The organism is Enterobacter cloacae complex sp.6700776 (assembly GCF_048284255.1).
Classification (GTDB): Bacteria; Pseudomonadota; Gammaproteobacteria; order Enterobacterales; family Enterobacteriaceae; genus Enterobacter; species Enterobacter intestinihominis.
In genome coordinates this window covers 198,245-222,602 of sequence record NZ_JBLVYK010000001.1, presented here as the reverse complement: position 1 = coordinate 222,602, position 24,358 = coordinate 198,245, and the positions used below count along the sequence as shown (strand labels likewise).

The 24,358-nt window shown below is 53.3% G+C and carries 24 protein-coding genes and 1 pseudogene; 12 read left to right on the top strand and 13 right to left on the bottom strand.

Annotation, left to right across the window (positions count from 1 at the left end):
* Positions 1 to 144: 144 nt before the first annotated feature.
* From manX to mntP, 5 genes are all read left to right on the top strand, one after another.
* Entirely contained in the window at positions 145 to 1,107 is a 963-nt protein-coding gene (manX, locus tag ACNQ0T_RS01260; RefSeq protein ID WP_022651434.1) for a PTS mannose transporter subunit IIAB, read from the top strand.
* A gap of 47 nt (positions 1,108 to 1,154) precedes the next feature.
* A complete protein-coding gene (gene manY, locus ACNQ0T_RS01255) occupies positions 1,155 to 1,955 on the top strand; it encodes a PTS mannose transporter subunit IIC (RefSeq protein ID WP_022648448.1) in 801 nt (266 codons plus the stop codon).
* A gap of 12 nt (positions 1,956 to 1,967) precedes the next feature.
* Positions 1,968 to 2,819 carry a PTS mannose transporter subunit IID gene (locus ACNQ0T_RS01250; RefSeq protein ID WP_006810994.1) on the top strand — a complete coding sequence of 284 codons (852 nt, stop codon included), beginning with the start codon at positions 1,968 to 1,970 and terminating at the stop codon, positions 2,817 to 2,819.
* A gap of 54 nt (positions 2,820 to 2,873) precedes the next feature.
* Positions 2,874 to 3,332, top strand: a complete 459-nt coding sequence (locus ACNQ0T_RS01245) for a DUF986 family protein (protein ID WP_022648449.1) — start codon at positions 2,874 to 2,876, stop codon at positions 3,330 to 3,332.
* A gap of 400 nt (positions 3,333 to 3,732) precedes the next feature.
* Positions 3,733 to 4,299 (top strand): manganese efflux pump MntP, encoded by a 567-nt coding sequence (mntP, locus tag ACNQ0T_RS01240; RefSeq protein WP_032622454.1) that lies wholly within the window; start codon positions 3,733 to 3,735, stop codon positions 4,297 to 4,299.
* Here mntP and rlmA read toward each other — a convergent pair.
* From rlmA to mgrB, 6 genes and pseudogenes are all read right to left on the bottom strand, one after another.
* Entirely contained in the window at positions 4,296 to 5,111 is an 816-nt protein-coding gene (rlmA, locus tag ACNQ0T_RS01235) for a 23S rRNA (guanine(745)-N(1))-methyltransferase (RefSeq protein ID WP_023306472.1), read from the bottom strand. The genes mntP and rlmA overlap by 4 nt on opposite strands.
* Positions 5,112 to 5,150: 39 nt before the next feature.
* Entirely contained in the window at positions 5,151 to 6,896 is a 1,746-nt protein-coding gene (ftsI, locus tag ACNQ0T_RS01230; protein ID WP_023300357.1) for a peptidoglycan glycosyltransferase FtsI, read from the bottom strand.
* 216 nt (positions 6,897 to 7,112) lie between these two features.
* Positions 7,113 to 7,322: a transcription antiterminator/RNA stability regulator CspE gene (gene cspE / locus ACNQ0T_RS01225; RefSeq protein WP_001062678.1), complete on the bottom strand. Its 210-nt coding sequence runs from the start codon at positions 7,320 to 7,322 to the stop codon at positions 7,113 to 7,115.
* 12 nt (positions 7,323 to 7,334) lie between these two features.
* Positions 7,335 to 7,479: pseudogene (locus ACNQ0T_RS01220) on the bottom strand (DUF2627 domain-containing protein).
* A 669-nt stretch (positions 7,480 to 8,148) separates the two neighbouring features.
* On the bottom strand, positions 8,149 to 8,436 hold the full coding sequence (locus ACNQ0T_RS01215) for a YebO family protein (RefSeq protein ID WP_023300358.1): 288 nt from the start codon (positions 8,434 to 8,436) through the stop codon (positions 8,149 to 8,151).
* Positions 8,437 to 8,510: 74 nt separating this feature from the next.
* Positions 8,511 to 8,654 carry a PhoP/PhoQ regulator MgrB gene (gene mgrB, locus ACNQ0T_RS01210; RefSeq protein ID WP_003859906.1) on the bottom strand — a complete coding sequence of 48 codons (144 nt, stop codon included), beginning with the start codon at positions 8,652 to 8,654 and terminating at the stop codon, positions 8,511 to 8,513.
* Between the two features lie 160 nt (positions 8,655 to 8,814).
* Between mgrB and ACNQ0T_RS01205 the strand changes: the two genes are divergently transcribed.
* Positions 8,815 to 9,054: a YobH family protein gene (locus ACNQ0T_RS01205; protein WP_022648454.1), complete on the top strand. Its 240-nt coding sequence runs from the start codon at positions 8,815 to 8,817 to the stop codon at positions 9,052 to 9,054.
* Positions 9,055 to 9,117: 63 nt separating this feature from the next.
* Here the strand turns inward: ACNQ0T_RS01205 and kdgR are convergent, their stop codons facing one another.
* A complete protein-coding gene (gene kdgR / locus ACNQ0T_RS01200; RefSeq protein ID WP_022648455.1) occupies positions 9,118 to 9,909 on the bottom strand; it encodes a DNA-binding transcriptional regulator KdgR in 792 nt (263 codons plus the stop codon).
* A gap of 178 nt (positions 9,910 to 10,087) precedes the next feature.
* Here kdgR and ACNQ0T_RS01195 point away from each other — a divergent pair, with 178 nt between their 5' ends.
* On the top strand, positions 10,088 to 11,461 hold the full coding sequence (locus ACNQ0T_RS01195; RefSeq protein WP_417929412.1) for an MFS transporter: 1,374 nt from the start codon (positions 10,088 to 10,090) through the stop codon (positions 11,459 to 11,461).
* Between the two features lie 52 nt (positions 11,462 to 11,513).
* Here the strand turns inward: ACNQ0T_RS01195 and htpX are convergent, their stop codons facing one another.
* From htpX to ACNQ0T_RS01175, 4 genes are all read right to left on the bottom strand, one after another.
* On the bottom strand, positions 11,514 to 12,395 hold the full coding sequence (gene htpX / locus ACNQ0T_RS01190; RefSeq protein WP_003859899.1) for a protease HtpX: 882 nt from the start codon (positions 12,393 to 12,395) through the stop codon (positions 11,514 to 11,516).
* A 193-nt stretch (positions 12,396 to 12,588) separates the two neighbouring features.
* Entirely contained in the window at positions 12,589 to 14,637 is a 2,049-nt protein-coding gene (gene prc, locus ACNQ0T_RS01185) for a carboxy terminal-processing peptidase (RefSeq protein WP_003859896.1), read from the bottom strand.
* 19 nt (positions 14,638 to 14,656) lie between these two features.
* Positions 14,657 to 15,343 (bottom strand): RNA chaperone ProQ, encoded by a 687-nt coding sequence (gene proQ, locus ACNQ0T_RS01180; RefSeq protein ID WP_003859895.1) that lies wholly within the window; start codon positions 15,341 to 15,343, stop codon positions 14,657 to 14,659.
* Positions 15,344 to 15,439: 96 nt separating this feature from the next.
* Complete coding sequence (locus ACNQ0T_RS01175; RefSeq protein WP_006811006.1) at positions 15,440 to 15,937, bottom strand: GAF domain-containing protein; 498 nt, start codon at positions 15,935 to 15,937, stop codon at positions 15,440 to 15,442.
* A gap of 132 nt (positions 15,938 to 16,069) precedes the next feature.
* On the opposite strand from ACNQ0T_RS01175, the gene yebS reads away from it, so the two are divergent.
* The 4 genes from yebS (at position 16,070) to ACNQ0T_RS01155 (ending at position 21,819) form a co-directional block, all read left to right on the top strand.
* Positions 16,070 to 17,353, top strand: a complete 1,284-nt coding sequence (gene yebS / locus ACNQ0T_RS01170) for a membrane integrity lipid transport subunit YebS (RefSeq protein ID WP_022648459.1) — start codon at positions 16,070 to 16,072, stop codon at positions 17,351 to 17,353.
* On the top strand, positions 17,322 to 19,955 hold the full coding sequence (locus tag ACNQ0T_RS01165; protein WP_022648460.1) for a PqiB family protein: 2,634 nt from the start codon (positions 17,322 to 17,324) through the stop codon (positions 19,953 to 19,955). Before yebS ends, ACNQ0T_RS01165 begins: the two co-directional genes overlap by 32 nt.
* Positions 19,956 to 20,011: 56 nt before the next feature.
* Entirely contained in the window at positions 20,012 to 21,475 is a 1,464-nt protein-coding gene (gene rsmF, locus ACNQ0T_RS01160; RefSeq protein WP_045308319.1) for a 16S rRNA (cytosine(1407)-C(5))-methyltransferase RsmF, read from the top strand.
* A gap of 104 nt (positions 21,476 to 21,579) precedes the next feature.
* Positions 21,580 to 21,819 carry a YebV family protein gene (locus ACNQ0T_RS01155; protein ID WP_006811010.1) on the top strand — a complete coding sequence of 80 codons (240 nt, stop codon included), beginning with the start codon at positions 21,580 to 21,582 and terminating at the stop codon, positions 21,817 to 21,819.
* 34 nt (positions 21,820 to 21,853) lie between these two features.
* Here ACNQ0T_RS01155 and pphA read toward each other — a convergent pair whose 3' ends face one another.
* On the bottom strand, positions 21,854 to 22,498 hold the full coding sequence (gene pphA / locus ACNQ0T_RS01150) for a protein-serine/threonine phosphatase (RefSeq protein WP_395036114.1): 645 nt from the start codon (positions 22,496 to 22,498) through the stop codon (positions 21,854 to 21,856).
* Between the two features lie 167 nt (positions 22,499 to 22,665).
* Between pphA and ACNQ0T_RS01145 the strand changes: the two genes are divergently transcribed.
* Positions 22,666 to 23,646, top strand: coding sequence for a VirK/YbjX family protein (locus ACNQ0T_RS01145; protein WP_417929409.1), 981 nt, complete (start codon positions 22,666 to 22,668; stop codon positions 23,644 to 23,646).
* Between the two features lie 367 nt (positions 23,647 to 24,013).
* Here ACNQ0T_RS01145 and ACNQ0T_RS01140 read toward each other — a convergent pair whose 3' ends face one another.
* Entirely contained in the window at positions 24,014 to 24,352 is a 339-nt protein-coding gene (locus ACNQ0T_RS01140; RefSeq protein ID WP_022648464.1) for a YebY family protein, read from the bottom strand.
* Between the last annotated feature and the right edge of the window lie 6 nt (positions 24,353 to 24,358).

Sequence of the window (24,358 nt, the reverse complement as noted above, 5' to 3'; positions counted from 1 at the left end):
TTATTTTTTCACTATCTAAAATAATTCGCGGAAGTCTTGGTTTTTTAGAACTCTAACCCTTATCTGAATCGATTCGGTTCGCCAATACGATTCTCAGTACGCCTGCCTGGCAGACGTATAAATGATAATAATAGGAGGTAGCAAGTGACCATTGCTATTGTCATAGGCACACATGGTTGGGCTGCGGAGCAGTTACTCAAAACGGCAGAAATGCTGTTGGGCGAGCAGGAAAACGTCGGCTGGATCGATTTCGTTCCCGGTGAAAACGCCGAGACGCTGATTGAAAAGTACACTGCTCAGCTTGAGAAGCTGGATACCAGCAAAGGCGTGCTGTTTCTCGTGGATACATGGGGCGGCAGCCCGTTCAACGCTGCCAGCCGCATTGTCGTCGATAAAGAGCATTATGAAGTCGTCGCCGGGGTAAATATCCCAATGTTGGTGGAAACCTTCATGGCGCGTGACGACAACCCAGGCTTTGACGAGCTGGTGGCGCTGGCGGTGGAAACCGGTCGCGAAGGCGTGAAGGCGCTGAAAGCACAGCCGGTTGAAAAACCTGCCCCTGCCCCTGCTGCACCAAAAGCCGCGGCACCGGCGAAGCCAATGGGTCCGAACGATTACATGGTTATCGGCCTTGCGCGTATTGATGACCGTCTGATCCACGGCCAGGTGGCGACGCGCTGGACCAAAGAGACCAACGTACAACGCATCATCGTGGTCAGTGACGAAGTGGCCGCCGACACTGTCCGTAAAACCCTTCTTACCCAGGTTGCACCGCCGGGCGTCACCGCGCACGTCGTGGATGTCGCCAAAATGATCCGCGTTTACAACAACCCGAAATATGCGGGCGAACGCGTGATGCTTCTGTTCACCAACCCGACAGACGTTGAACGCATTGTTGAAGGCGGCGTGAAAATCACCTCCGTTAACATTGGCGGTATGGCTTTCCGTCAGGGCAAAACGCAGGTCAACAACGCGATTTCAGTGGATGCGAAAGATATCGAGGCCTTCAACAAGCTGAATGCACGCGGTATCGAGCTGGAAGCCCGTAAGGTTTCCACGGATCAGAAACTGAAAATGATGGATTTGATCGGCAAAGTGGGGAAATAAGCCCGGGCCGGTTTTTCATATAGAGCTTATGTAATAGGAGAAGTGCAATGGAGATTACTACTCTTCAGATTGTGCTGGTGTTCATCGTCGCGTGTATTGCGGGTATGGAGTCCGTACTTGATGAATTTCAGTTCCACCGCCCTCTGGTGGCCTGTACGTTGATTGGCGCCGTTCTCGGTGACATGAAAACCGGTATCATCATCGGTGGTACCCTGGAAATGATCGCCCTCGGCTGGATGAACATCGGTGCGGCAGTTGCGCCAGATGCCGCGCTGGCGTCCATTATTTCGACCGTTCTGGTTATCGCCGGTCATCAGAGTATCGGTGCCGGTATCGCGCTGGCCATTCCACTGGCCGCGGCAGGCCAGGTGCTGACCATCATTGTTCGTACCATCACCGTTGCCTTCCAGCACGCGGCGGATAAGGCGGCCGATAACGGCAACCTGACAGCGCTCTCCTGGATCCACGTCTCGTCCCTGTTCCTGCAGGCGATGCGTATCGCTATTCCGGCCGTTATCGTGGCGATTTCCGTTGGGACCAGTGAAGTTCAAAGTATGCTGAACGCCATACCAGAAGTGGTCACCGGCGGTCTGAATATCGCGGGCGGTATGATTGTGGTCGTAGGTTACGCGATGGTCATCAACATGATGCGCGCAGGCTATCTGATGCCGTTCTTCTACCTTGGCTTCGTTACCGCTGCATTCACCAACTTCAACCTGGTTGCGCTGGGTGTGATTGGTGCGGTGATGGCGATTCTTTATATCCAGCTCAGCCCGAAATACAACCGTGTCGCGGGTGCCCCTGCGCAGGCTGCTGGTAACAACGATCTCGATAACGAACTGGACTAACAGGTGAGCGAAATGGTTGATATGACAAAAACTACCACTGAGAAAAAACTCACTCCGGGTGATATTCGTGGCGTGTTCATCCGTTCTAACCTGTTTCAGGGTTCATGGAACTTCGAACGTATGCAGGCGCTCGGCTTCTGCTTCTCCATGGTGCCGGCAATCAAACGCCTGTATCCGGAAAACAACGAAGCACGCCGTCAGGCAATTAAGCGTCACCTGGAATTCTTCAACACCCACCCTTACGTAGCGGCGCCTGTTCTGGGCGTAACGCTGGCGATGGAAGAGCAGCGTGCAAACGGGGCTGAAATCGACGATGGTGCTATCAACGGTATTAAAGTCGGTCTGATGGGGCCGCTGGCAGGCGTGGGCGACCCGATCTTCTGGGGTACCGTGCGTCCGGTCTTTGCGGCACTGGGCGCCGGGATCGCCATGAGCGGCAGTCTGCTTGGTCCCCTGCTGTTCTTTATCCTGTTCAACGCGGTGCGTCTGCTGACCCGCTACTACGGCGTGGCATACGGTTACCGTAAAGGGGTGGATATCGTTAAGGATATGGGCGGCGGCTTCCTGCAAAAACTGACTGAGGGGGCGTCAATCCTCGGCCTGTTTGTAATGGGGGCTTTGGTTAACAAGTGGACGCACGTGAACATCCCGCTGGTGGTATCGACGATCACCGGTCAGGATGGTCAGACGCGCGTCACCACCGTGCAGACCATTCTGGACCAGCTGATGCCTGGCCTGGTACCGCTGCTGTTAACCTTCGCCTGTATGTGGCTGCTGCGTAAGAAAGTGAACCCGCTGTGGATCATCGTTGGCTTCTTCGTCATCGGTATCGCGGGCTACGCCGTCGGCCTGCTGGGTTTGTAATAAAATGCGTTACCGACCGGGGGCTTGCCCCCGGTCTTTTTATCTGGAGGATGAATGACTGTCACGGACACCGTACTGGTTTTATTTATTGTTGCCCTTCTGGCTTACGCGATCTATGACGAGTTCATTATGCCTCGCCGCCACGGCGAGACGCTGCTGACCCTTCCCCTCTTACGCCGTGGGCGCATTGATGCGTTTATCTTCGCCGGTCTGGTAGTCATCCTGATTTACAATAATGTGACCAGCCACGGCGCAATATTAACCACATGGTTATTATGTGCGCTGGCATTAATGGCGATTTACCTGTTCTGGATCCGCTCGCCAAAACTCATTTTTAAAAAACACGGATTCTTCTTCGCCAATGTCTGGATAGAATATAACCGCATTAAAGAGATGAATTTATCCGAAGACGGAGTTCTGGTGATGCAATTAGAACAACGCCGCCTGCTCATTCGGGTCAAAAATATTGACGACCTGGAAAAAATCTACAAATTACTCCTTAAAACTCAATGAATTAATTTTATAGCATCGGCTATGCATTGTATTATTCTCAAACCAGAAATATAGCCGATGCTATATCTCCCCTGCGAATTAACTTATATTTATTAACGATACTTTTACGCATAAACCTAAATGAAAATCGTTATCAATATAGTGGCTATATAAAGCCACCTTCGTTGTTGTTTTATATTCTCAAAATATGTTAAGGTTGCGCCCGTCGTTGGGGAGTAGCCGATTTCCTGCCTGCGGGAAATGTACGTGTCAACATACTCGTTGCAAAACGTGGCGCGTACGGATCGTTTTCAGCACACTTACTGTGCCAAAAGCGATCAGGCGAGACCATAGATACATCAACTGCTGTTTACTGGGGGCAGTGATGTGTCATATGGATATCCCCGGTCTGGACGCACTTATGAATATCTCCGCTACGATCCTTCTGGCTTTTGGCATGTCCATGGACGCATTTGCCGCCTCTATCGGTAAAGGTGCCACCCTCCATAAACCTAAATTTTCCGAAGCCCTGCGCACCGGTCTCATCTTTGGCGCAATCGAAACGCTGACGCCGCTTATTGGCTGGGGTCTGGGGATGCTCGCCAGCCAGTTTGTGCTGGAGTGGAACCACTGGATCGCCTTCGTGCTGCTGGTGTTCCTCGGCGGACGCATGGTAATTGAAGGTTTTCGTGGCAACAGCGATGAAGATGATGCGCCGCTGCAACGCCACGGCTTCTGGCTTCTGGTGACAACCGCTATCGCAACCAGCCTGGACGCAATGGCCGTCGGTGTCGGTCTGGCGTTTTTGCAGGTCAATATTATCGCCACCGCGCTGGCGATTGGCTGCGCCACGCTGATTATGTCAACGCTGGGGATGATGGTGGGGCGGTTCATTGGCCCGCTGTTAGGCAAACGCGCCGAAATTCTGGGCGGTATCGTGTTGATCGGGATTGGTGCCCAAATACTCTGGGCACACTTCGCGGGTTAATCTTCGCGCTGCCAGCAATGGATGCTGAAATCCGTCTGGCAGCGAAATTCTGTCTGTGCTGCCAGCGTTTCCCACACCTCTGGTTTTGCCCGCCACGCAAACGGCGTCATTTGCAGTAACGCCACCGCTTCACTTCCCTGCAACGTCATCTCATACGCCACTGACTGCGCCTGCTTTAACGCGAAGCCCGCCAGCTGTTCAGAGTGCGGCGCATGCAGGTGAACTTCATCATAGATCAGCCCTTTTAGCTCCAGCAGATGACGCGGTCCCGGCGTAACGGTGATAACCCACCCGCCGGGCTTAACGACGCGCGCCAGCTCCTCTGCCTTGCACGGGGCATAGATACGCACTACGGCGTCCATACTCGCTTCCTCAAACGGCAGGCGGTGGCTGGAGGCCACGCAGAACGTTACCGCTGAGTAGCGTTTTGCTGCTGCACGGATAGCCACTTTCGACACGTCCAGCCCGTAAGTTTCGGCGCCCTTCCCAGCCGCGACGTCAGCAAACGTGGCGGTGTAGTAGCCCTCACCGCAGCCGATATCCAGCATGGCGGATGCGCCTTCTGTCAGATATTGACGGAGTAAGTCGACAACGGCATCCCTGAGCGGTTGATAGTGTCCGGCGTCAAGAAACGCCCGGCGCGCCTGCATCATCTCCGCGCTGTCACCCGGATCCCGGGAGCGCTTGTGCTGTACCGGCAGAAGATTGACATAGCCCTCTTTAGCCCGGTCAAACTGATGTCCCAGTGGACAGATAAACGTTTTCTCCGCGCGCGTCAGCGGCGCGTGGCAAAGGGGACAACTGAAAGACATGACAGCTCCAGGGCGAAAACCAAAAGGCGAAGTGTACCGCTATTCGCCAGGGTTATAAACGGCTGGGTGACGCATCACGATCAGATGGTCAGAATCTGCCGGCAGCCCGTCTGGCTTCACGTTTTCCAGGCGCAAGACGTTACCCATAATTTCGCTGAACACGGGCGCGGAAACGGCCCCGCCGTAGTAGGCTCCGTTTTTCGGATCGTTGATCACCACCACCAGTGCAAAACGGGGATCGCTGGCGGGCGCAACGCCTGCTGTGTAGGCGACGTATTTATCCACATACTTACCGTGTTCATCGATTTTTTTGGCCGTCCCGGTTTTAATCGCCACACGATAGTTACGCACCGCCGCTTTGATCCCGCCACCGCCGGGTAACGCGACGCTCTCCATCATGTGTTCCACCTCGTGAACAATCTCCCCGGGCATCACCCGTTTGCCAATCACGGGGGGATCGATACGGGTGATGGACAGAGGCCGTTCAATGCCATAGCTACCGATGGTGGCATACACATGCGCCAGTTGAAGGGGGGTAACCATCAGGCCATACCCAAAGGCAAAGGTCGCCCTGTCTAACTGACTCCAGAATTTTCGCTGCGGCAGTAAACCTGAGCTTTCTCCCGTTAAGCCAAGCCCGGTACTCTCGCCAAAACCAAAGTTTTTATAGGTATCAAGTAACCGTTGCACGGGCATCGCGAGAGAAAGACGGGATACGCCCGTGTCGCTGGATTTTTGCAGGATCCCGGTCATGGTCAGCTCGGGGTAGTAACCCACATCGCGAATACGATGACCATCAATGGTGTAGGGATGCGTGTCTATCACGCTGTCAGGCTGCACCAGCCCCTGCTGTAGCGCCGTCATCAGCACCAGAGGCTTAACGGTCGAACCCGGTTCAAAGGTGTCGCTGATCGCGCGATTACGAAAGTCATCCAGTGTTGCCCCTTCCCGATTGTTGGGGTTGAAGTCAGGGAAGCTCGCCATCGCCAGAATTTCGCCCGTCTGGATATTAATCAGCACCGACGCGCCTGACTCGGCTTTATTCCACGCCACGGCATTGTCCAGCGCGTCTTCGGTGATAGTTTGCAGGCGTTCATCGATACTAAGCTGGATATTATGTGCCGGTACGGGCGCCACCTCCGTGAGGTTCTCAACCACATGCCCGTAGCGATCTTTCCTGACCAGCCGCACGCCTGCCTTCCCGGTGAGCTGCGTGTTAAAGCTTTTCTCGACGCCCTCAATACCCTGACCATCAATATTAGTGAAGCCAATCAGGTTTGCCGCCACGTGTCCGGCAGGATAAAAGCGACGGGACTCATCGCGTAGGTTGATACCGGGAAGACGCAGCTTATCAATCCACTTTGCCTGGGAGGGATCAACCTGACGAGCTAGATAAATGAATCGCCCGTGCGGATTGCTGTTTATTCGCGATGCGAGCGTGCTCAGAGAAAGGTGTAAAGCATTTGCCAGGGCCTGCCAGCGCGAATCAAAGCCGATCCCCCCTTTATCAAGCACAGTTTTGGGATCGGCCCAGACGGCCTGGACAGGTACGCTTACCGCAAGGGGACGCCCTTCACGGTCAACAATCATCCCACGCGGGGCGTCTATCGCCACTTCGCGCAGGGAACGCATATCCTCCTGCTTCACCAGATTATCCGGTTTGATAATTTGTAGCCATGCCACGCGGCCTAACAGAAAAGCAAGGCTACAAAAGATGGCGAGACACAGAAGTGCAAAACGTGCCGGTGTAAAGTTTCCGTTGGCCGTTATTGTCTTTTTTTTCACTTTAACCCCAGGGCTGTTAATCAACGCCCTGATTTAACGGGAAAAAGGGATAATAAGGCGGGAAAACAATGCTAATAATCTCGCGGATTTGCAACAAGATAATAACAGAGGAGGAATACGTAACATTTTGAAAAATAAGTGAATAAAAAAGCCCCGCATCGGCGAGGCTTATGTCTGAGATCGAAGCGCTAAGCGCTTCAGTCAGCAGTGATTCGATCAGATAGCAGTTACGTTAACCGCAGCTGGGCCTTTCTGGCCGTCCTGAATTTCGAACTCAACGTTCTGGCCTTCAGCCAGAGTTTTGAAGCCGTTACCCTGGATTGCAGAGAAGTGTACGAACACGTCTTTGCTGCCGTCAGCAGGAGTAATGAAACCAAAACCTTTAGACTCGTTGAACCACTTAACTTGACCTTTAATCTTTGCCATTTGCAAAATTCCTTAGAGTGTTTTCTTAGCCCGCAGGCTTTAACATAGATAAAACTGAGACATTACTGCTTGAGGCACTAATATAAGGTTCGGCAGAGAAGCGGTATTCAACGACAACGTGTTTACTCAGGACTTCTTTACTGAAAATGCCACACATAAACAGAACTGTACCTCGTTTGACCCAAAACGTGTTATCACACACAACGTTTAATATGGCAAGCCATTTTTAAACGTGTCTCGATCCGCCGCACAAATTCAGGCGTTACTCCATAACAATCTGCACAGTTATGCGAATTGTCAAATGAAGCGCCACCTGACCTCACCGCCCACAGGGTGCGCTGACGCGCCCTGTAATCAAAGACTTTTTAAACATAGCTCAATCATTTCAAAGCGTCCATCCCAATCCCTGAATTTCTTTAAAGGAATGACTGAGTTAGAACATTTTGTGAAAAGTTATGCTGAAAACATCGCAATGCACCAGAGTGTGACAGTGAATAAACGATGTTAAATACATTTTGCTAACTGTATTAAAATCCACCATTTAATAAGCGTTATTCTGCACCAAAATAATGAAATTTTTATGACTCTGCCTCAAAACAAGGCAAGCAAAACGTTTCGATAAAAATAAAACACTTCAGGAAAGTTAAAGCTCACAATTTATTCAACGAAACGGTACGACTTGTATAAGGATAAATATTCGCCAGTTTTCAGTATACTGAAACAGTAGTTAACTGCTGCTTAATTATATGTTGGGATGTTATGGGTTACATTTGATAAGGGAGGAGATTTACGCCGTACGTCAGGCCACCTCCCCGTTCCGGGCAGACTATCGTTCGGCCACCAGGCGAATGAACTCTTCCTCGTCTTGTTTTTGAGCATCAGCTTCCTTCGGCACCGCTTTCTCCTCCGGCTCGTTGGCTTCGCACAGACGACGCAGCAACGCAGTCTGCCGTTTCTGCTGATCGAGCAATGCTTCCAGCAGCTCAATCTGCTCGTTTGTGCGGGAGCTGGCGCGATTAACGAAGAACCACAGCACCAGTCCAACGACCAGCACCACTAAAGACATTACCAGGGATGCAATGCTCAGCAGCCCCGAATTCATTAACTCACCCATTTCACCACCTCAGTAAAAACAGTCATTTTACCACTGCAGCCACGTAAGGACATCGCTCAGTGCAAAAATAGCCACTACCAGGGGATAAACTTATTGATTGAACAAATGCCGCTAAAGAACTGTACATCCTGATCGCACATCACATTGATAGTCTGCGTCCACAGCACCACGCATGCTATCAGCACTATAATCAGAATTACCCAGCGTATTTTTTTCACTCCACACTCCGTCTTATGACCTGATGTAGCCAGGTTATCACGGCTATCTTAAACAGGGGCTAACTGTACCTTCAACAGACGCTTTTCGGAATCGTGCACTTGTTTCACTGCGTAAACCCGTTACGCTTACTCCATGACAACAAAGAAAAAAGAGGCATCGATGCGTTTACTCGTTCGTACGATAATTGTACTGGCACTTGTGTGGATCGGCCTGCTGTTAAGTGGGTATGGCGTATTAATGGGAAGCAAAGAGAATGCCGCGGGTTTGGGTATTCAGTGTAAATATCTCACCGCCCAGGGGGTAAGCACGGCTCAGTACATCCATTCCGACAGCGGGATCATCGGGTTAACCAACTGTCCTGTGCTGCGTAAATCATCTGTTGTGGTGGATAACGGCTAATCAGAGCTAAATTTCGCTTACAAAAACGCCGCAAGAGTGCGGCGTTTTTATTGGAGGCATTGATCAGAACGGGTATTCGTTATAGCCCATCTGCTCTGAAATTTTGCGCGCTGCGGTATGCAGAATTGCCACATACTCATGAAGACGCTCTTCGGAGAAACGCAGCGTTGGGAAAGAGATGCTCAGTCCCGCAATGACAACGCCGAAGCGGTCAAACACCGGCACACCGATGCAGCGCAACCCTTCTTCCTGCTCTTCGTTATCTTCCCCATAACCCTGCTCACGCACTTTATCCAGCACGCTCAGTAGTTCATCCGTACTGGTAATCGTGCGATCGGTGCTGCGTTTGTATTCCACACCGTCAAGGATTTGCTTAACCTCTTCACGATCGCGCCAGGCCAGCAGGACTTTACCAATTGCGGTACTGTACAGCGGGTTACGACGACCGATGCGTGAATACATGCGCAGGTTGTACATGGAGTCAATTTTGTGGATGTAAACGATGCTGTCTTCATCCAGTGCGCCGAGGTGAATGGTCTCTTTCGTCAACCGCGAAAGTTCACGCATCTGAATGTCAGCGCTGCGGATCAGATCCACGTTCTGCAAGGCGCGGGCGCCCAATTCAAACAGTTTCAGGGTCAGAGAATATTTTTCTGATTCTCCTTCCTGCGCGACATAACCCAATGATTTCATCGTCTGCAAAAAGCGATAAACGGTGCTTTTCGACATCATCACACGCTGCGACAACTCTGTAATACCAATTTCACGCTCTTCTCCGAGCGCCTGCAAGATGCCAAACACCTTCAGCACGGAAGAAACAGAATCTGGCTGCTTATCCAAATCTGCGATTGCCATTTATCACCTCATGGAGAGTGTTTTATAAAAATCAGAACCGGTTTTTATTATAAATTCGTGTGATGCGCGCTGCAATCTATCTGGGTTTACTTCGTTACAAATCTGCGACATAAAACCGAAATAACGATGCTAAAATAGTTACTCTGAAAATAATTTCACACTGAGTCATTCTTTTCCCATGCAAAAAAACGTTTCTGATGGCCTGCCCTTACCACAGCGGTACGGGGCAATTGCCACTATTGTCATCGGCATTTCGATGGCTGTCCTTGACGGTGCGATTGCCAATGTGGCTCTTCCTACCATTGCCAGAGACCTTAATGCTTCTCCGGCAAGCTCCATCTGGATTGTGAACGCGTACCAGATAGCGATTGTGATTTCCCTTTTGTCACTCTCTTTCCTGGGCGATATGTTTGGTTATCGCCGGGTTTATCAGTGCGGGCTGGTGGTCTTTACTCTCACCTCGCTCTTCTGTGCCCTTTCCGATTCACTGCACACCCTTACGCTTGCGCGTATCGCACAGGGTTTTGGCGGTGCGGCGCTAATGAGCGTGAACACGGCCCTGATACGGCTAATCTATCCTCATCGCCATCTGGGGCGCGGCATGGGCATTAACTCCTTTATTGTGGCCGTGTCGTCCGCCGCCGGGCCGACGATTGCCGCCGCCATTCTGTCCGTTGCCTCGTGGCAGTGGCTGTTTGCCATTAACGTGCCGCTGGGCATTGTGGCGATCTTCTTCGCCCTGCGCTATCTTCCGGAAAATGGTCCGAAAAACACCATGCCACGTTTTGACCTGCCCAGCGCTGTGATGAACGCGCTGACCTTTGGCCTGCTGATTACTGCGCTGAGCGGATTTGCGCAGGGACAGTCTTTGTCGCTCATTGCCGCAGAAATCGTTGCCCTGCTTATCATCGGCTTTTTCTTTGTACGACGCCAGCTGGCGCTGCCCGTGCCGTTACTGCCGGTCGATTTGCTGCGTATTCCGCTGTTTTCGCTATCAATTTGTACCTCCATTTGCTCGTTCTGCGCCCAGATGCTGGCGCTGGTTGCGCTGCCATTCTTTTTGCAGAGCGTGCTTGGCCGTTCGGAAGTGGAAACAGGCTTGCTGCTCACGCCCTGGCCTTTGGCAACCATGGTGATGGCCCCGCTGGCCGGGTACCTTATTGAGCGCGTTCATGCCGGACTGCTGGGGGCTATCGGGCTGATCGTCATGGCAGCAGGACTGTTTGCGCTGTCGCTCCTGCCCTCCTCGCCGGGGGATCTGGATATTATCTGGCGCATGATCCTTTGCGGGGCAGGTTTCGGTCTGTTCCAGTCACCTAACAACCACACAATTATCACCTCTGCCCCACGTCATCGCAGCGGTGGTGCCAGCGGGATGCTGGGTACGGCAAGACTGTTAGGGCAAAGCACCGGGGCCGCAATGGTGGCGTTGATGTTTAACCTTGCCGGGCAAAATGCGACACACGTTGCGCTGATTACCGCAGGGACACTGGCGACCCTCGCGGCTATCATTAGCGGCCTTCGTGTGACCCAGCCAAAGGCGCAGGCATAAAAAAACCGGGCGGAGATTGTCTCCTGCCCGGTTTTTTTTCATCCGGCGGGTATTACTTCAGGTATTCGCCGCTTCGCAGCGCTTCAATACGTTTATCCAGCGGCGGGTGTGACATAAACAGCTCGCTCAGCGACTTTGATTTACCATTGATGCAGAAGGCCATCATGCTGTTTGCTTCCTGCGGCTCGTAGCTGGTTTTCAGACGTTGCAGCGCAGCAATCATCTTCTCACGACCCACCAGTTTCGCAGAACCGGCATCCGCGTGGAACTCACGATGACGGGAGAACCACATGGTAATGATGCTTGCCAGGATACCGAACACCAGCTCCAGCACCATTGAAACAGCAAAATAGATCAGCGGGTTACCGTTGCTCTCTTCACCCTCATCACGGTTGCCACCCATAAATCCGGCAGCAATCTGCGCCAGAATACGGGAAATAAAGATAACGAAGGTGTTCACCACGCCCTGGATCAAGGTCATGGTGACCATATCGCCGTTAGCGATGTGGCTGATCTCGTGAGCAATAACCGCTTCCGCTTCGTCACGGCTCATGTTTTGCAGCAGACCGGTACTGACGGCCACCAGGGACGCGTCACGACGCGCACCGGTAGCAAACGCGTTGATATCTGGCGCGTGGTAGATCGCCACCTGCGGCATGGCTATGCCCGCCTGCTTTGACTGCTGAGCAACCGTGCTCATCAACCACTGTTCCATATCGTTACGCGGCTGCTCAATAACTTCACCGCCCACGGATTTCAGTGCCATCCACTTCGACATCAGCAGTGAAATGAAAGAGCCACCGAAACCAAACAGCAGCGCCATAATCAACAGACCCTGAACGCTGCTCGACTGAATTCCCGTCAGGCTTAGCACCAGCCCGAATACCACCATCACCGCCAGGTTGGTGAGCAGGAAGAGCGCGATTCGCATCATAATATTCTTTTAACCTCAGTTTAACAAAACGCACTATGCGATTACCCACATCGTATGGGTATTGCGGCTATTTTCAAGCATCCAGACGGCGTAAGTCACCAGAAAGACACAACTTTACACAATTGGAAATCTGCCTGACGGAAGGATGAGGAACAAAAAGAAACAGGCACAATTTCTTGTGCCTGTTGGGGGATTATTTTGTCGGAGCAGGTTGTACGGCAGGTTTCTCTTTTTCCAGCTTCGCGAGATCAAGCGCGATATGCACCGTCTCGTCCAGATACGGATCGGGCTCCTGGTAATCCTTAGGCAGATCGTCCAGTTTTTTGAGCAGAGGCTTGCCTTCACGTTTGAAGCGATCGTTGATACGCGCCAGACGTGTCGCGTCATCTTCATTGTTCTCTTTCTCACGCTGGGCGTAGTTCAGAGAGACAATGTTCCGTTTCGCTTTCAGAGCGTTGAAACGCGCGATGTCCTTCATGATGTACTGGAATTCCGGATCCTTCCCGATGCGGTCGTTGTGATTTTTCAGCAGTTCCGGACCGAACTGTTTCATATCACCCGATTTCACGAATGTCGCGGCATCAATGCTATCCCACGGCAGCGCGTTATCTTCAAACTTCTCGCCCGTTTCCGTCTCTTCGGTACCTGTCGGCATCATGATGTCCGGCGTCACGCCTTTGCGCTGCGTACTGCCGCCGTTAACACGGTAAAACTTCTGAATGGTGTACTGTACTGAGCCCAGCGCCGGCCATTCAGGACGCAGCATCTGGTCGTAAATACGGTTCAGAGAGCGGTACTGCTGAACGGTGCCCTTGCCAAACGTCGGTTCGCCGACGATTAACGCCCGGCCGTAATCCTGCATGGCAGCAGCGAAGATTTCCGATGCAGAGGCGCTGAAGCGATCGACCAGCACCACCAGCGGACCCTTATAGTAGACCACGCCATCGGTATCGGCATCTTCACGCACTTTACCGTTGTTATCGCGCACCTGAACCACCGGGCCAGACGGGATAAACAGCCCTGAGAGCGAGACGGCCTCGGTCAATGCCCCGCCGCCGTTGCTGCGCAGGTCGATGATCACGCTGCTGACATTCTGCTTTTCAAGCTTCTGGAGCTGCACTTTTACATCATCGGTCAGGCCAACGTAGAAGCCAGGGATATCCAGAACGCCAACCTTCTCTTTACCCACGGTTTTCACCGACATTTTCACCGCGCGATCTTCCAGACGGATACGCTCACGGGTCAGAGTAACGATACGGGTTTTGGTCCCCTTTCCGGCTGGCAGGATCTCCAGGCGAACTTTGCTGCCCTTCGGCCCTTTGATCAACGCAACTACGTCATCAAGTCGCCAGCCAATCACGTCCACCATGCTCTTTCCGGTTTGACCTACACCGACAATACGGTCGCCTACGCTGATCGCTTTGCTTTTCGACGCAGGGCCACCGGCCACCATGGAGTTGATAACGGTGTAGTCATCATCCATCTGAAGCACAGCACCGATACCTTCCAGAGACAGGCTCATTTCGGTATTGAACTGTTCGGTGTTACGTGGAGAGAGATAATTAGTGTGCGGATCAATTTCGTGCGCAAACGCGGTCATCGCCAGCGAGAAAACATCTTCACTGTTGGTCTGCGCCAGACGACGAATTGCGAATTTGTAGCGACGGTTTAACGTCTCACGGATCTCTTTCTCGTCTTTGCCTGTGAGCTTGAGGCTCAGTTCGTCATATTTGACTTTTCCGTCCCACAGCGCATTCAGTTCAGCCTCATCTTTCGGCCATGGCGCTTTGCTGCGGTCCAGATTAAAGGTGTCGTTGCCGGTGAAGTCCATCGGACGTTCCAGCACTTTCAGCGCGTATTGATAACGCTCAAAACGGCGCTTTTGCGATAAGTTGTACAGATCGTAGAAAAGATCCAGCTTTCCGGAGCGCAGCTCATCACCCACTTCGGATTTGCGTTTAGCGAACTGTTCGACATCGCTGGCCAGCAGTACGTTATGGCTGTAATCCAGCAAGTTCAGATAACGGTCAAAGATTTTGGCCGAAAAGGCCTGATCGAGATCGAACTGACGATAGTGCGAACGAGTAAAGCGCGACGTCACGCGCTCACTCACCGTCGCGTGCTGAGTCTCTTCCTTGAGAACCGGAATTTGATCAACACGCGTAATATCGTCCACAGCGAAAGCGTGGCCTGTTATAGCAAACAGGCCAGCCAGCGCGGTGAGCTTAAAAAAAGTGTTCATGCCAGGCTCGGCCTCCGTTTCAGAACAACAAGTGTTCTGCGCGTACAATCATTGACATACCAGAAGTCAGCTGTACACGAACGCCATCTTTGGTGATTTCCAGTACGGTGGCATCCATCGCATTGTTACCCGCTTTAACCTTCAGAGACTGACCTACGCTCAGGGCGTTGATGTCCGAAACTGGGGTGTGGCGCGGCTCTTCGCGCGGCGCACGTGGGGCTTTAGCTGCTGGTTTGTCAGCACGCGGTTTGCGATCGTTATTTTCAGTACGACGCGGTGCCGGACGCGGTTTACGCTCGCGACGAGGGGCGTCTTCCTGACCGTTTGCCGCTGCGGCTTCGCGTTTTTTGGCCTGCTGTTCAGCACGCTGTGCCTGAACGCGAGCTTTGGCTTCTTCAAGCTGCTTACGCGCATGTTCTACGTGCTGCTCGTCCAGCTCACCACACGGGTTGCCGTCAAGGTCGACACGGGTCGCACCCGGCTTGATACCGTACAGGTAACGCCAGCTCGAGGTATAAAGGCGCAAGGCAGAACGAAGCTGCGTTTTGCTGAGGTTCATCTCCCCCTCAACGCGCGCGACCAGATCCTGAAAGATACCGACTTTCAGAGGACGCGCTTCACCTTCAGCGCTGAAGCACTGCGGGAAACGCTCGGCCAGAAATGCGATAACTTCTTTACTGCTATTCAACTTAGGTTGATTTTCCATGAAATTTCCTGATTACAACGGACGTTGCCAACAAGCGCAGGCATGAACAGGCGACATTATAATGACGCTATCAGTAAATGCTACGTTATCCGTTGATTATCCTGCGACGCTCGCAAAGAATTTATGATAATCGGTCTCTGCCAGAACATTTTCCAGGTTTGCGGCCAACGCGCGCAGCCCCTGCTCATCCTCGGCAGTAAAGCGGCTGAAGACCGTGCTGTCGATATCCAGAACGCCAATAATCTGATTTTTAACCACCAGCGGCAGTACGATTTCAGAATTGCTGCTGGCATCGCAGGCAATGTGGCCGTCAAACGCATGTACATCTTCGACACGCTGAACCTGACGGGTCGCCACTGCGGTACCGCACACGCCGCGACCTACCGGGATGCGTACGCAGGCGAGTTTCCCCTGGAAAGGCCCCAGCACCAGCGTGTCGCCTTCCAGCAGATAAAAGCCCGCCCAGTTCACGTCAGAAAGGCGTTCGAACAGTAACGCACTGGTATTTGCCAGAGTGGCTAAGAAACTGGTTTCCCCTGCCATTAATGCCTTAAAATCGCGATTCAGATCCGCGTAGAATTCTGTTTTGTTCATTATTCAATCACTTAGTTATCTTACATAATTACCGCATAGCCTATTAAAATAAGCATTAAATGCGCTCATGCTCAAGATGAATCCGTTCATGAGTTATTATAACTTTCAACAATACTTATCTGTGTGCGACTGATGGCCCTAAAAACACCCCAAATTACGCCGACAAGAAAGATCGTTGTCCGTACGGTAAGCCAGGCTCTGCCTCGTGCACATTATCAGCGTTGTCCCCAGTGCGATACGCTTTTTATGTTGCCGAAGATGAAATCGCACCAAAGTGCTTTTTGCCCTTGCTGCGATGCCAAAATTCGCGACGGCCGGGACTGGTCATTGACGCGTCTGGCGGCAATGGCGGTTACCATGCTGCTGCTGATGCCGTTCGCCTGGACCGAGCCGCTGTTAAAGCTCTACCTGCTTGGCGTGCGTATTGACGCTAACGTATTGCAGGGGATCTGGCAGATGACGCGCGAGGGCGATCCGCTCACCGGCGCTATGGTGCTGTTCTGCGTCGTCGGCGCGCCGCTGGTGCTGGTCGCGGCAATTGCCTACCTGTGGTTTGGCAACATTCTGGGGATGAACCTGCGCCCTGTCCTGCTCATGCTGGAAAAGCTCAAGGAGTGGGTGATGCTGGACATCTATCTGGTGGGCGTCGGCGTGGCCTCCATTAAGGTGCAGGATTATGCGTTTTTACAACCCGGCATTGGCCTTTTTGCGTTTATTTCACTGGTCCTGCTGAGTATTTTGACCCTGATTCATCTGAATGTTGAACAGCTTTGGGAGCGATTTTACCCTCAGCGTCCCGCGACCCGGCCTGATGAAAACCTGCGCGTCTGCCTGGGGTGCCATTACACCGGTTTTCCGGATAAACGCGGGAGGTGTCCTCGCTGCCACATTCCGTTAAGATTGCGGCGCAACAACAGCCTGCAAAAATGCTGGGCGGCGCTTATCGCCTCACTGATATTTTTATTCCCGGCCAATATGCTGCCGATCTCCGTAATTTATGTGAACGGCGCCCGACAGGAAGATACTATCCTTTCGGGGATTATCTCTCTGGCGCACAGTAACGTGGGGGTTGCCGCCATTGTGTTCATCGCCAGTATTCTGGTGCCCTTTACCAAAGTGGTGGTGATGTTTACGCTACTTATCAGCATTCACTTTAAATGCGAACAAGGACTACGCACCCGCATCCTGCTTCTGCGATTCGTGACCTGGATTGGTCGCTGGTCGATGTTGGATCTGTTCGTGATTTCGCTGATGATGTCGCTCATCAATCGCGATCAGTTACTTGCTTTTACCATGGGACCCGCAGCTTTTTATTTCGGCTCTGCGGTGATATTGACTATTCTTGCAGTGGAATGGCTGGACAGCCGCTTACTTTGGGACGCACATGAGTCAGGAAACGCCCGCTTCGCCGACTGAAGCGAGAATTAAAACAAAACGCCGCATTTCGCCATTCTGGTTGCTGCCTGTCATCGCGCTGATGATCGCAGGCTGGCTTATCTGGACGAGCTATGAAGATCGCGGAAGTACCATCACGATTGATTTCCAGTCTGCGGACGGCATTGTCGCCGGACGTACCCCCGTTCGCTTCCAGGGGGTGGAAGTGGGTACCGTGCAGGATATTTCCCTCGGCAAAGGGCTGAACAAAATCCAGGTCCGGGCGAGCATTAAGTCTGACATGCAGGATGCCCTGCGCGCCGAAACGCAGTTCTGGCTGGTCACGCCTAAAGCCTCCCTGGCCGGCGTTTCCGGGCTGGATGCGCTTGTGGGCGGTAACTATATCGGCATGATGCCTGGCAAAGGTGAGCCACAGGATCACTTTGTTGCGCTGGATACCCAGCCGAAATATCGGCTGAATAACGGCGATCTGATGATCCACCTCCGCGCGCCGGATTTGGGCTCGCTGAACAGTGGTTCTCTGGTCTATTTCCGCAAAATTCCGGTTGGCCGCGTTTACGACTACGCCATTAACCCGAACAAAGATGGCGTGACCATTGATGTACTGATCGATCGCCGTTTTACCAACCTGGTAAAAAAAGGCAGCCGCTTCTGGAACGTCTCCGGCGTCGATGCTGACCTGAGCTTAAGCGGTGCGAAAGTGAAGCTTGAGAGCCTGGCGGCGCTGGTGAATGGCGCTATCGCCTTCGACTCACCTGCTGACTCCAGCCCTGCCGCCGCAGAGGATACCTTTGGTCTGTACGCCGACCTGGCACACAGCCAGCGCGGTGTCATCGTCAAGTTGACCCTGCCGGATGCCAAAGGCCTGAAAGCCGGTTCGACCCCGCTGATGTACCAGGGTTTAGAGGTCGGGCAACTGACAAAATTAACCCTCAACGCGGGCGGCTCCGTTACCGGCGAAATGACGGTGGATCCGAGCGTTGTGGACCTCCTGCGGGAAAAAACACGCATCGAGCTGCGTAATCCGAAGCTCTCCCTCAGCGACGCCAGCATCAGTTCCCTGCTGACGGGAAGCACCTTTGAGCTGATCCCCGGTGAAGGTGCGCCGAATAAAAACTTTGTCATCGCGCCGGCGGATAAAGCTCTGCTGCAAAAACCGGGCGTGTTGACGGTTAAGCTGAATGCGCCGGAAAGCTATGGTATCGAAGCCGGTCAACCGCTAATCCTGCACGGTGTGCAGGTGGGTCAGGTTCTGGAACGAAAGCTGACGGAAAAAGGGGTCTCCTTCTCCGCCGCCATCGATCCGCAGTACGGCAACCTTGTGCACGGCGACAGTAAATTTGTGGTGAACAGCCGGGTCGACGTGAAGGTGGGTCTGGACGGCGTTGAGTTCCTCGGCGCCAGCGCCAGCGAGTGGGTTAACGGCGGGATCCGCATTTTGCCGGGCAGCAAAGGCGCGCTGCGTGAGAGCTATCCACTGTTCGCCAATCTGGACAAAGCCATTGAAAACAGCCTCGGCGACCTGCCGACCACCACGCTGACCTTAAGCGCTGAAACGCTGCCGGATGTCCAGGCAGGCTCCGTCGTGCTTTATCGTAAGTTTGAGGTCGGAGAAGTGATCACCGTTCGTCCTCGTGCGGACGCGTTTGATATCGAACTGCATATCAAGCCGGAGTATCGCAAGCTGCTCACGCCAAACAGCGTGTTCTGGGCTGAAGGCGGCGCGAAAGTGCAGCTCAACGGCAACGGGCTGACCGTACAGGCGTCTCCCCTCTCCCGTGCCCTGCGCGGTGCGATCAGCTTCGATAACCTGAGCGGCGCGGGCGGCAACATGCGTAAAGGTGACAAGCGGATCCTCTTCCCGTCTGAAACCGCGGCGCGCGCCGTCGGGGGACAGATTACCCTGCACACCTTTGATGCCGGTAAACTGGCAGAAGGCATGCCTATCCGCTATCTCGGAATTGATATCGGGCAGGTTCAGAAACTGACGCTGATCACCGCGCGCAATGAAGTTCAGGCTACCGCCGTGCTTTATCCGGAATATGTACAGACGTTCGCCCGGGCAGGCTCGCGCTTCTCGGTGGTTACGCCGCAAATTTCTGCCGCAGGGGTTGAGCATCTCGACACCATACTTCAGCCGTACATTAACGTTGAACCGGGTCGGGGCAACGCGCGTCGTGAGTTTGAGTTGCAGGAGGCGACCATCACCGATTCCCGTTATCTGGACGGTCTGAGCATTGTGGTTGAAGTACCGGAAGCCGGTTCGCTGGGCATCGGTACGCCGGTCCTGTTCCGCGGTATTGAAGTGGGGACAGTAACAAGCCTGACGCTGGGTAATCTGTCCGATCGCGTGATGGTCGGCCTGCGCATCAGCCAGCGTTATCAGCATCTGGTTCGCAACAACTCGGTGTTCTGGCTGGCTTCAGGCTACTCGCTGGACTTCGGCCTGACCGGTGGCGTGGTCAAAACGGGGACCTTTAACCAGTTCATTCGCGGCGGCATTGCCTTCGCGACGCCGCCTGGCACGCCTCTGGCGCCTAAGGCGCAGGCAGGAAAACACTTCCTGCTGCTGGAAAGTGAACCGAAAGAGTGGCGCGAATGGGGAACGGCGCTGCCGCGTTAATCTCGCAGGCTCCGGTGTCAACGCGCCGGAGCCTTTATGTTACACTGCGCGCCTGAATGTTTCCCTGTGGTGTGCCCGTGGCTCAAAACTCCGTATTTCTTCCTGAACAATTCCTCGCACAGATGCGCGAGGCGCTTCCTGCTCATCTCTCTTTCGACGATTTCGTCGCCGCCTGCCAGCGCCCTTTGCGTCGAAGTATTCGCGTCAATACGCTGAAAATCAGCGTCGGAGCGTTTCTGGATCTCGTCTCCTCCTACGGCTGGCAGCTGACGCCGGTGCCGTGGTGTGAGGAAGGGTTCTGGATCGAGCGGGATGACGAGGAGAGCCTGCCGCTCGGCAGCACCGCCGAGCACCTGAGCGGGCTGTTTTATATTCAGGAGGCCAGCTCCATGCTGCCGGTTGCCGCGCTGTTTGCCGACGGAAACCAGCCTGAGCGGGTGATGGATGTCGCGGCGGCGCCGGGCTCTAAAACCACGCAAATTGCCGCCCGGATGAACAACCGCGGCGCGATCCTCGCCAACGAATTTTCCGCCAGCCGCGTCAAAGTCCTGCACGCCAATATCAGCCGCTGCGGGATCCACAACGTCGCGTTAACACACTTCGACGGTCGCGTGTTTGGCGCTGCCTTGCCGGAAGCTTTTGATGCCATCCTGCTCGACGCGCCCTGCTCCGGCGAAGGCGTAGTGCGTAAAGATCCTGATGCGTTAAAAAACTGGTCCGTTGAAAGCAACCTGGAGATCGCCGCCACGCAGCGTGAACTGATCGACAGTGCGTTTCATGCCCTGCGCCCCGGTGGAACGCTGGTTTACTCCACCTGCACGCTGAACCGCGATGAAAACGAGGATGTCTGCCTGTGGCTCAGGCAACGCTATGCGGATGCCGTCGAGTTTCTGCCGCTGGACACCCTCTTCGATTCGGCCAGTCACGCGGCCACCCCTGAAGGCTTCCTGCACGTCTTCCCGCAGATTTACGATTGCGAGGGGTTCTTTGTCGCACGACTGCGTAAAACCCGCGCCGTCGATCCGCTGCCTGTCCCTAAGTTTAAGGTCGGCAACTTCCCGTTCGCGCCGGTCAAAGGCCGTGAGGCGGCACAGGCGCAAGCGGCTGCCAGCAAAGTGGGACTGCACTGGGATGAGAGCCTGCGCCTCTGGATGCGTGACAAAGAGCTGTGGCTGTTCCCGGTCAACATCGAACCGCTGATTGGTAAGGTGCGTTTCTCCCGCCTCGGTATTCGCCTGGCGGAGATCCACAACAAAGGCTATCGCTGGCAGCACGAAGCGGTCATTGCGCTGGCAGGCAATGAGAACACCTTCGCCCTGACGCATCATGAAGCGGAAGAGTGGTATCGCGGTCGTGACGTTTACCCGGAAGACGGCCCGTCACAGGATGAAGTCATCGTGACGTATCAGGGCTATCCGCTCGGGCTGGCGAAAAAAGTCGGCTCGCGGCTGAAAAATAGCTATCCGCGTGAACTGGTACGCGATGGTCGCCTGTTTACCGGTAACAGCCGCACTGACTGAAAAAACGCATTTTTTTACTGGCGATTTCGCTCTCCTTGTCTAGGATCAAAAATGGATGACTGCACTGGTCATACCAGATTTTGGGCAACAAACCGGAGAGCATTATGACGAAAACCAGCGTACGCATTGGCGCTTTTGAAATCGACGACGCTGAATTGCGCGGCGAAGCACAAGGCGAACGAACGTTAAGTATTCCCTGCAAATCCGATCCGGATTTGTGCATGCAACTGGACGCCTGGGATGCAGATACCAGCGTCCCGGCGATCCTTGATGGGGAACATTCCGTTCTGTACCGTGAACATTACGACAGTAAAACCGATGCCTGGGTCTTGCGTCTTGCATAACCCAAAGAGAACCCGCCCGAAGGCGGGTTATTTATTACTGAAGCTGCGTCAGCGTCAGAAAGCCCCCGAACACCGCTCCCGTATCAATGTAGTGCAGATTGTTGAAATCGTAGCGCTTGTCCACAGGCGTATGTCCGAACCAGAAGTGATCCGCACCGCTAATGCCCTGCCCTCTACCCACCATAAAGCCCATTAACCGGTCGCGATCCCACAGCACCCGCTGGGCATCTACCGGCTTATGCCAGGCATATTCGGCGGCGGGATAATCCGCATGAGCAATCACGTTCAGACCGTTTTTGCAGGTTATTTCAATAATGTGCGGTAAGTCCCGACACGCGTCGAGTAAATCCTTCGCCTGCTTTTGTTGAGCGACCGTAAGCCCGGTAAACCAGTTACCGCCATTTATCGACCAGAGACTAAAATCATTATTTTCAAGCGCATCTAACGCCATTTGCTCGTGATTACCGCGTACCGCATAAAACCACTTTTCCTGCATCAACTGTAAACATTTCACGCTGTCGGGACCGCGGTCGATAATATCCCCCACCGAGATAAGCAGATCCGAAGCAGGATTAAAATGCCGTCGTTTCAGCTCATCCATAAGCCACTGATAGCAACCATGAATATCGCTGACAACCCAGACATGACGCCAGTGTTCTCCCTCTATTTTCTGATACATAACGCCTCCTGTAAGAAGTATAGCTGCCACAGAAAATGTCATGCGCTGGCGTTGGATATCGCGAATCCAAACAAACCATAAACCAGCCGGAAATAAAGATCGCTGCGCTATTAATCCCTTATTCCCTGGCCTTTAAAATAATGCGGAATAAAAAGAGGGATTTTCACGTGTCAAACATACACCTGCAAAACGATGTTTTTTATCCGCATCGCACAAATATTATTTCTGAACTGGTAGGAGGGAAACGCGTTCCCGGCCCAATCTGGCACAAACGTGATTACCGGTTAAAGTTCCTTCTGCGCTCGCTTTTATTCTGGTCCTCCACCCATCGCATGCTGGAGGCGCTATCCGGGCGCGATGATTTCGACAGGCTGCTCACCTCTCAAATTACCTTGCCGAGCAAAACTCACCGCCAGTATCTGATGCGTGGCCTGAACTCAAACGACCGGGCCGATGCTATCGTCAGCCACTATCAGTGGATTGATAGTCTGACAAATACCGCCCTCGCCCACGCGCTGACTAATCCGCAAGAGGTGCCGGTTGTCCGGTTCGAGGCAAAAAACGGCGAAATCTATACCGTCCACGCCTCGTCCGCAGGTAAGGCTGAACGTGAAGGAGAAAGCACGCTTTGGCTGCATGACAATGACCACACGCTGCTTGCCAGCCTGACGTTCTGTGTCGCACGCAGTAACGGCCGTATGGTGCTGGTGATCGGCGGCCTCCAGGGTCCCCGTCGTCATGTTTCACGGGAGGTGATTAAGCAGGCTACCCGTGCCTGCCATGGGCTTTTCCCGAAACGCGTGCTGATGGAGGTGATCTTCCAGCTTGCCTCACGCTCGAACATCAGCGCGATTTTTGCCGTCAGCGATGAAGGCCATGTTTTCCGCGCGCTGCGCTACCGTCTGAGTAAAGGGCGTCATTTTCACGCCAGCTACGACGAGTTCTGGGAAGGCCTGAACGGAAAGAAACTCTCCCCCTTCTGCTGGCAGTTGCCGCTCCAGATGGAGCGTAAAGCGCTGGAGGAGATTGCCAGCAAAAAACGCGCCGAATACCGTCGCCGCTTTGCGTTACTTGATGATATTGCGGCTTCCGTACATGCGCGCATTGATCCCGCAGTCGTCTCAGGCAAAATACAAACAAAAATTTAACAAAACAGCCAAAAAGGACTGGACTTACGCCTGCCGGGTTGTGGTATGTTTGAAGCAGGCGCACAGGAAGTGAACCTTCTGCTGAGACGAAAACCGGATTTTATCGTTTAATTTCATGCAGATAAAAAGAGACCGAATACGATTCCTGTATTCGGTCCAGGGAAATGGCTCTTGGGAGAGAGCCGTGCGCTAAAAGTTGGCATTAATGCAGGCTCAATCGCCTTGCCCTTTAAGAATAGATGACGACGTCAGGTTTTCCAGTCCACAGTAAAAGTGGTCTGAAAAAAAGCGTCAGAACATCACTAAATGTGAAAAACCGCAGAGCTTTTACAAGCACCTGCGGTTTTTTTTACTGGAAACCTGACGGCTAGCAGAGCTTTTTAGCGCGCTCAATAAACGGTGCCAGACTCTTCTTCTGCCCGGGGTTTGCCGGGTCATCCACCTGGATCACGCTGACAGGCTGTCCGTTACTTTTCCCGCTGGCAACCTGCTGCTCCGCTACGTCATTTAACGGATACTGCACGAGCGTACTGGGATTGATGACATACAGCGCGTTACCGGGACGGCAGGTGAGCATGACCTCTTCACGATTAAATGCCCAGTTGTCCTTACCCACTTCAAACCGGCTGACGGTGATGACCTGCGGCGCGGCCAGCGCACTGCTGGCACAGGTGAGAAGTAAAAGAGAAAGCAGTGTCTTTTTCATAAGTTA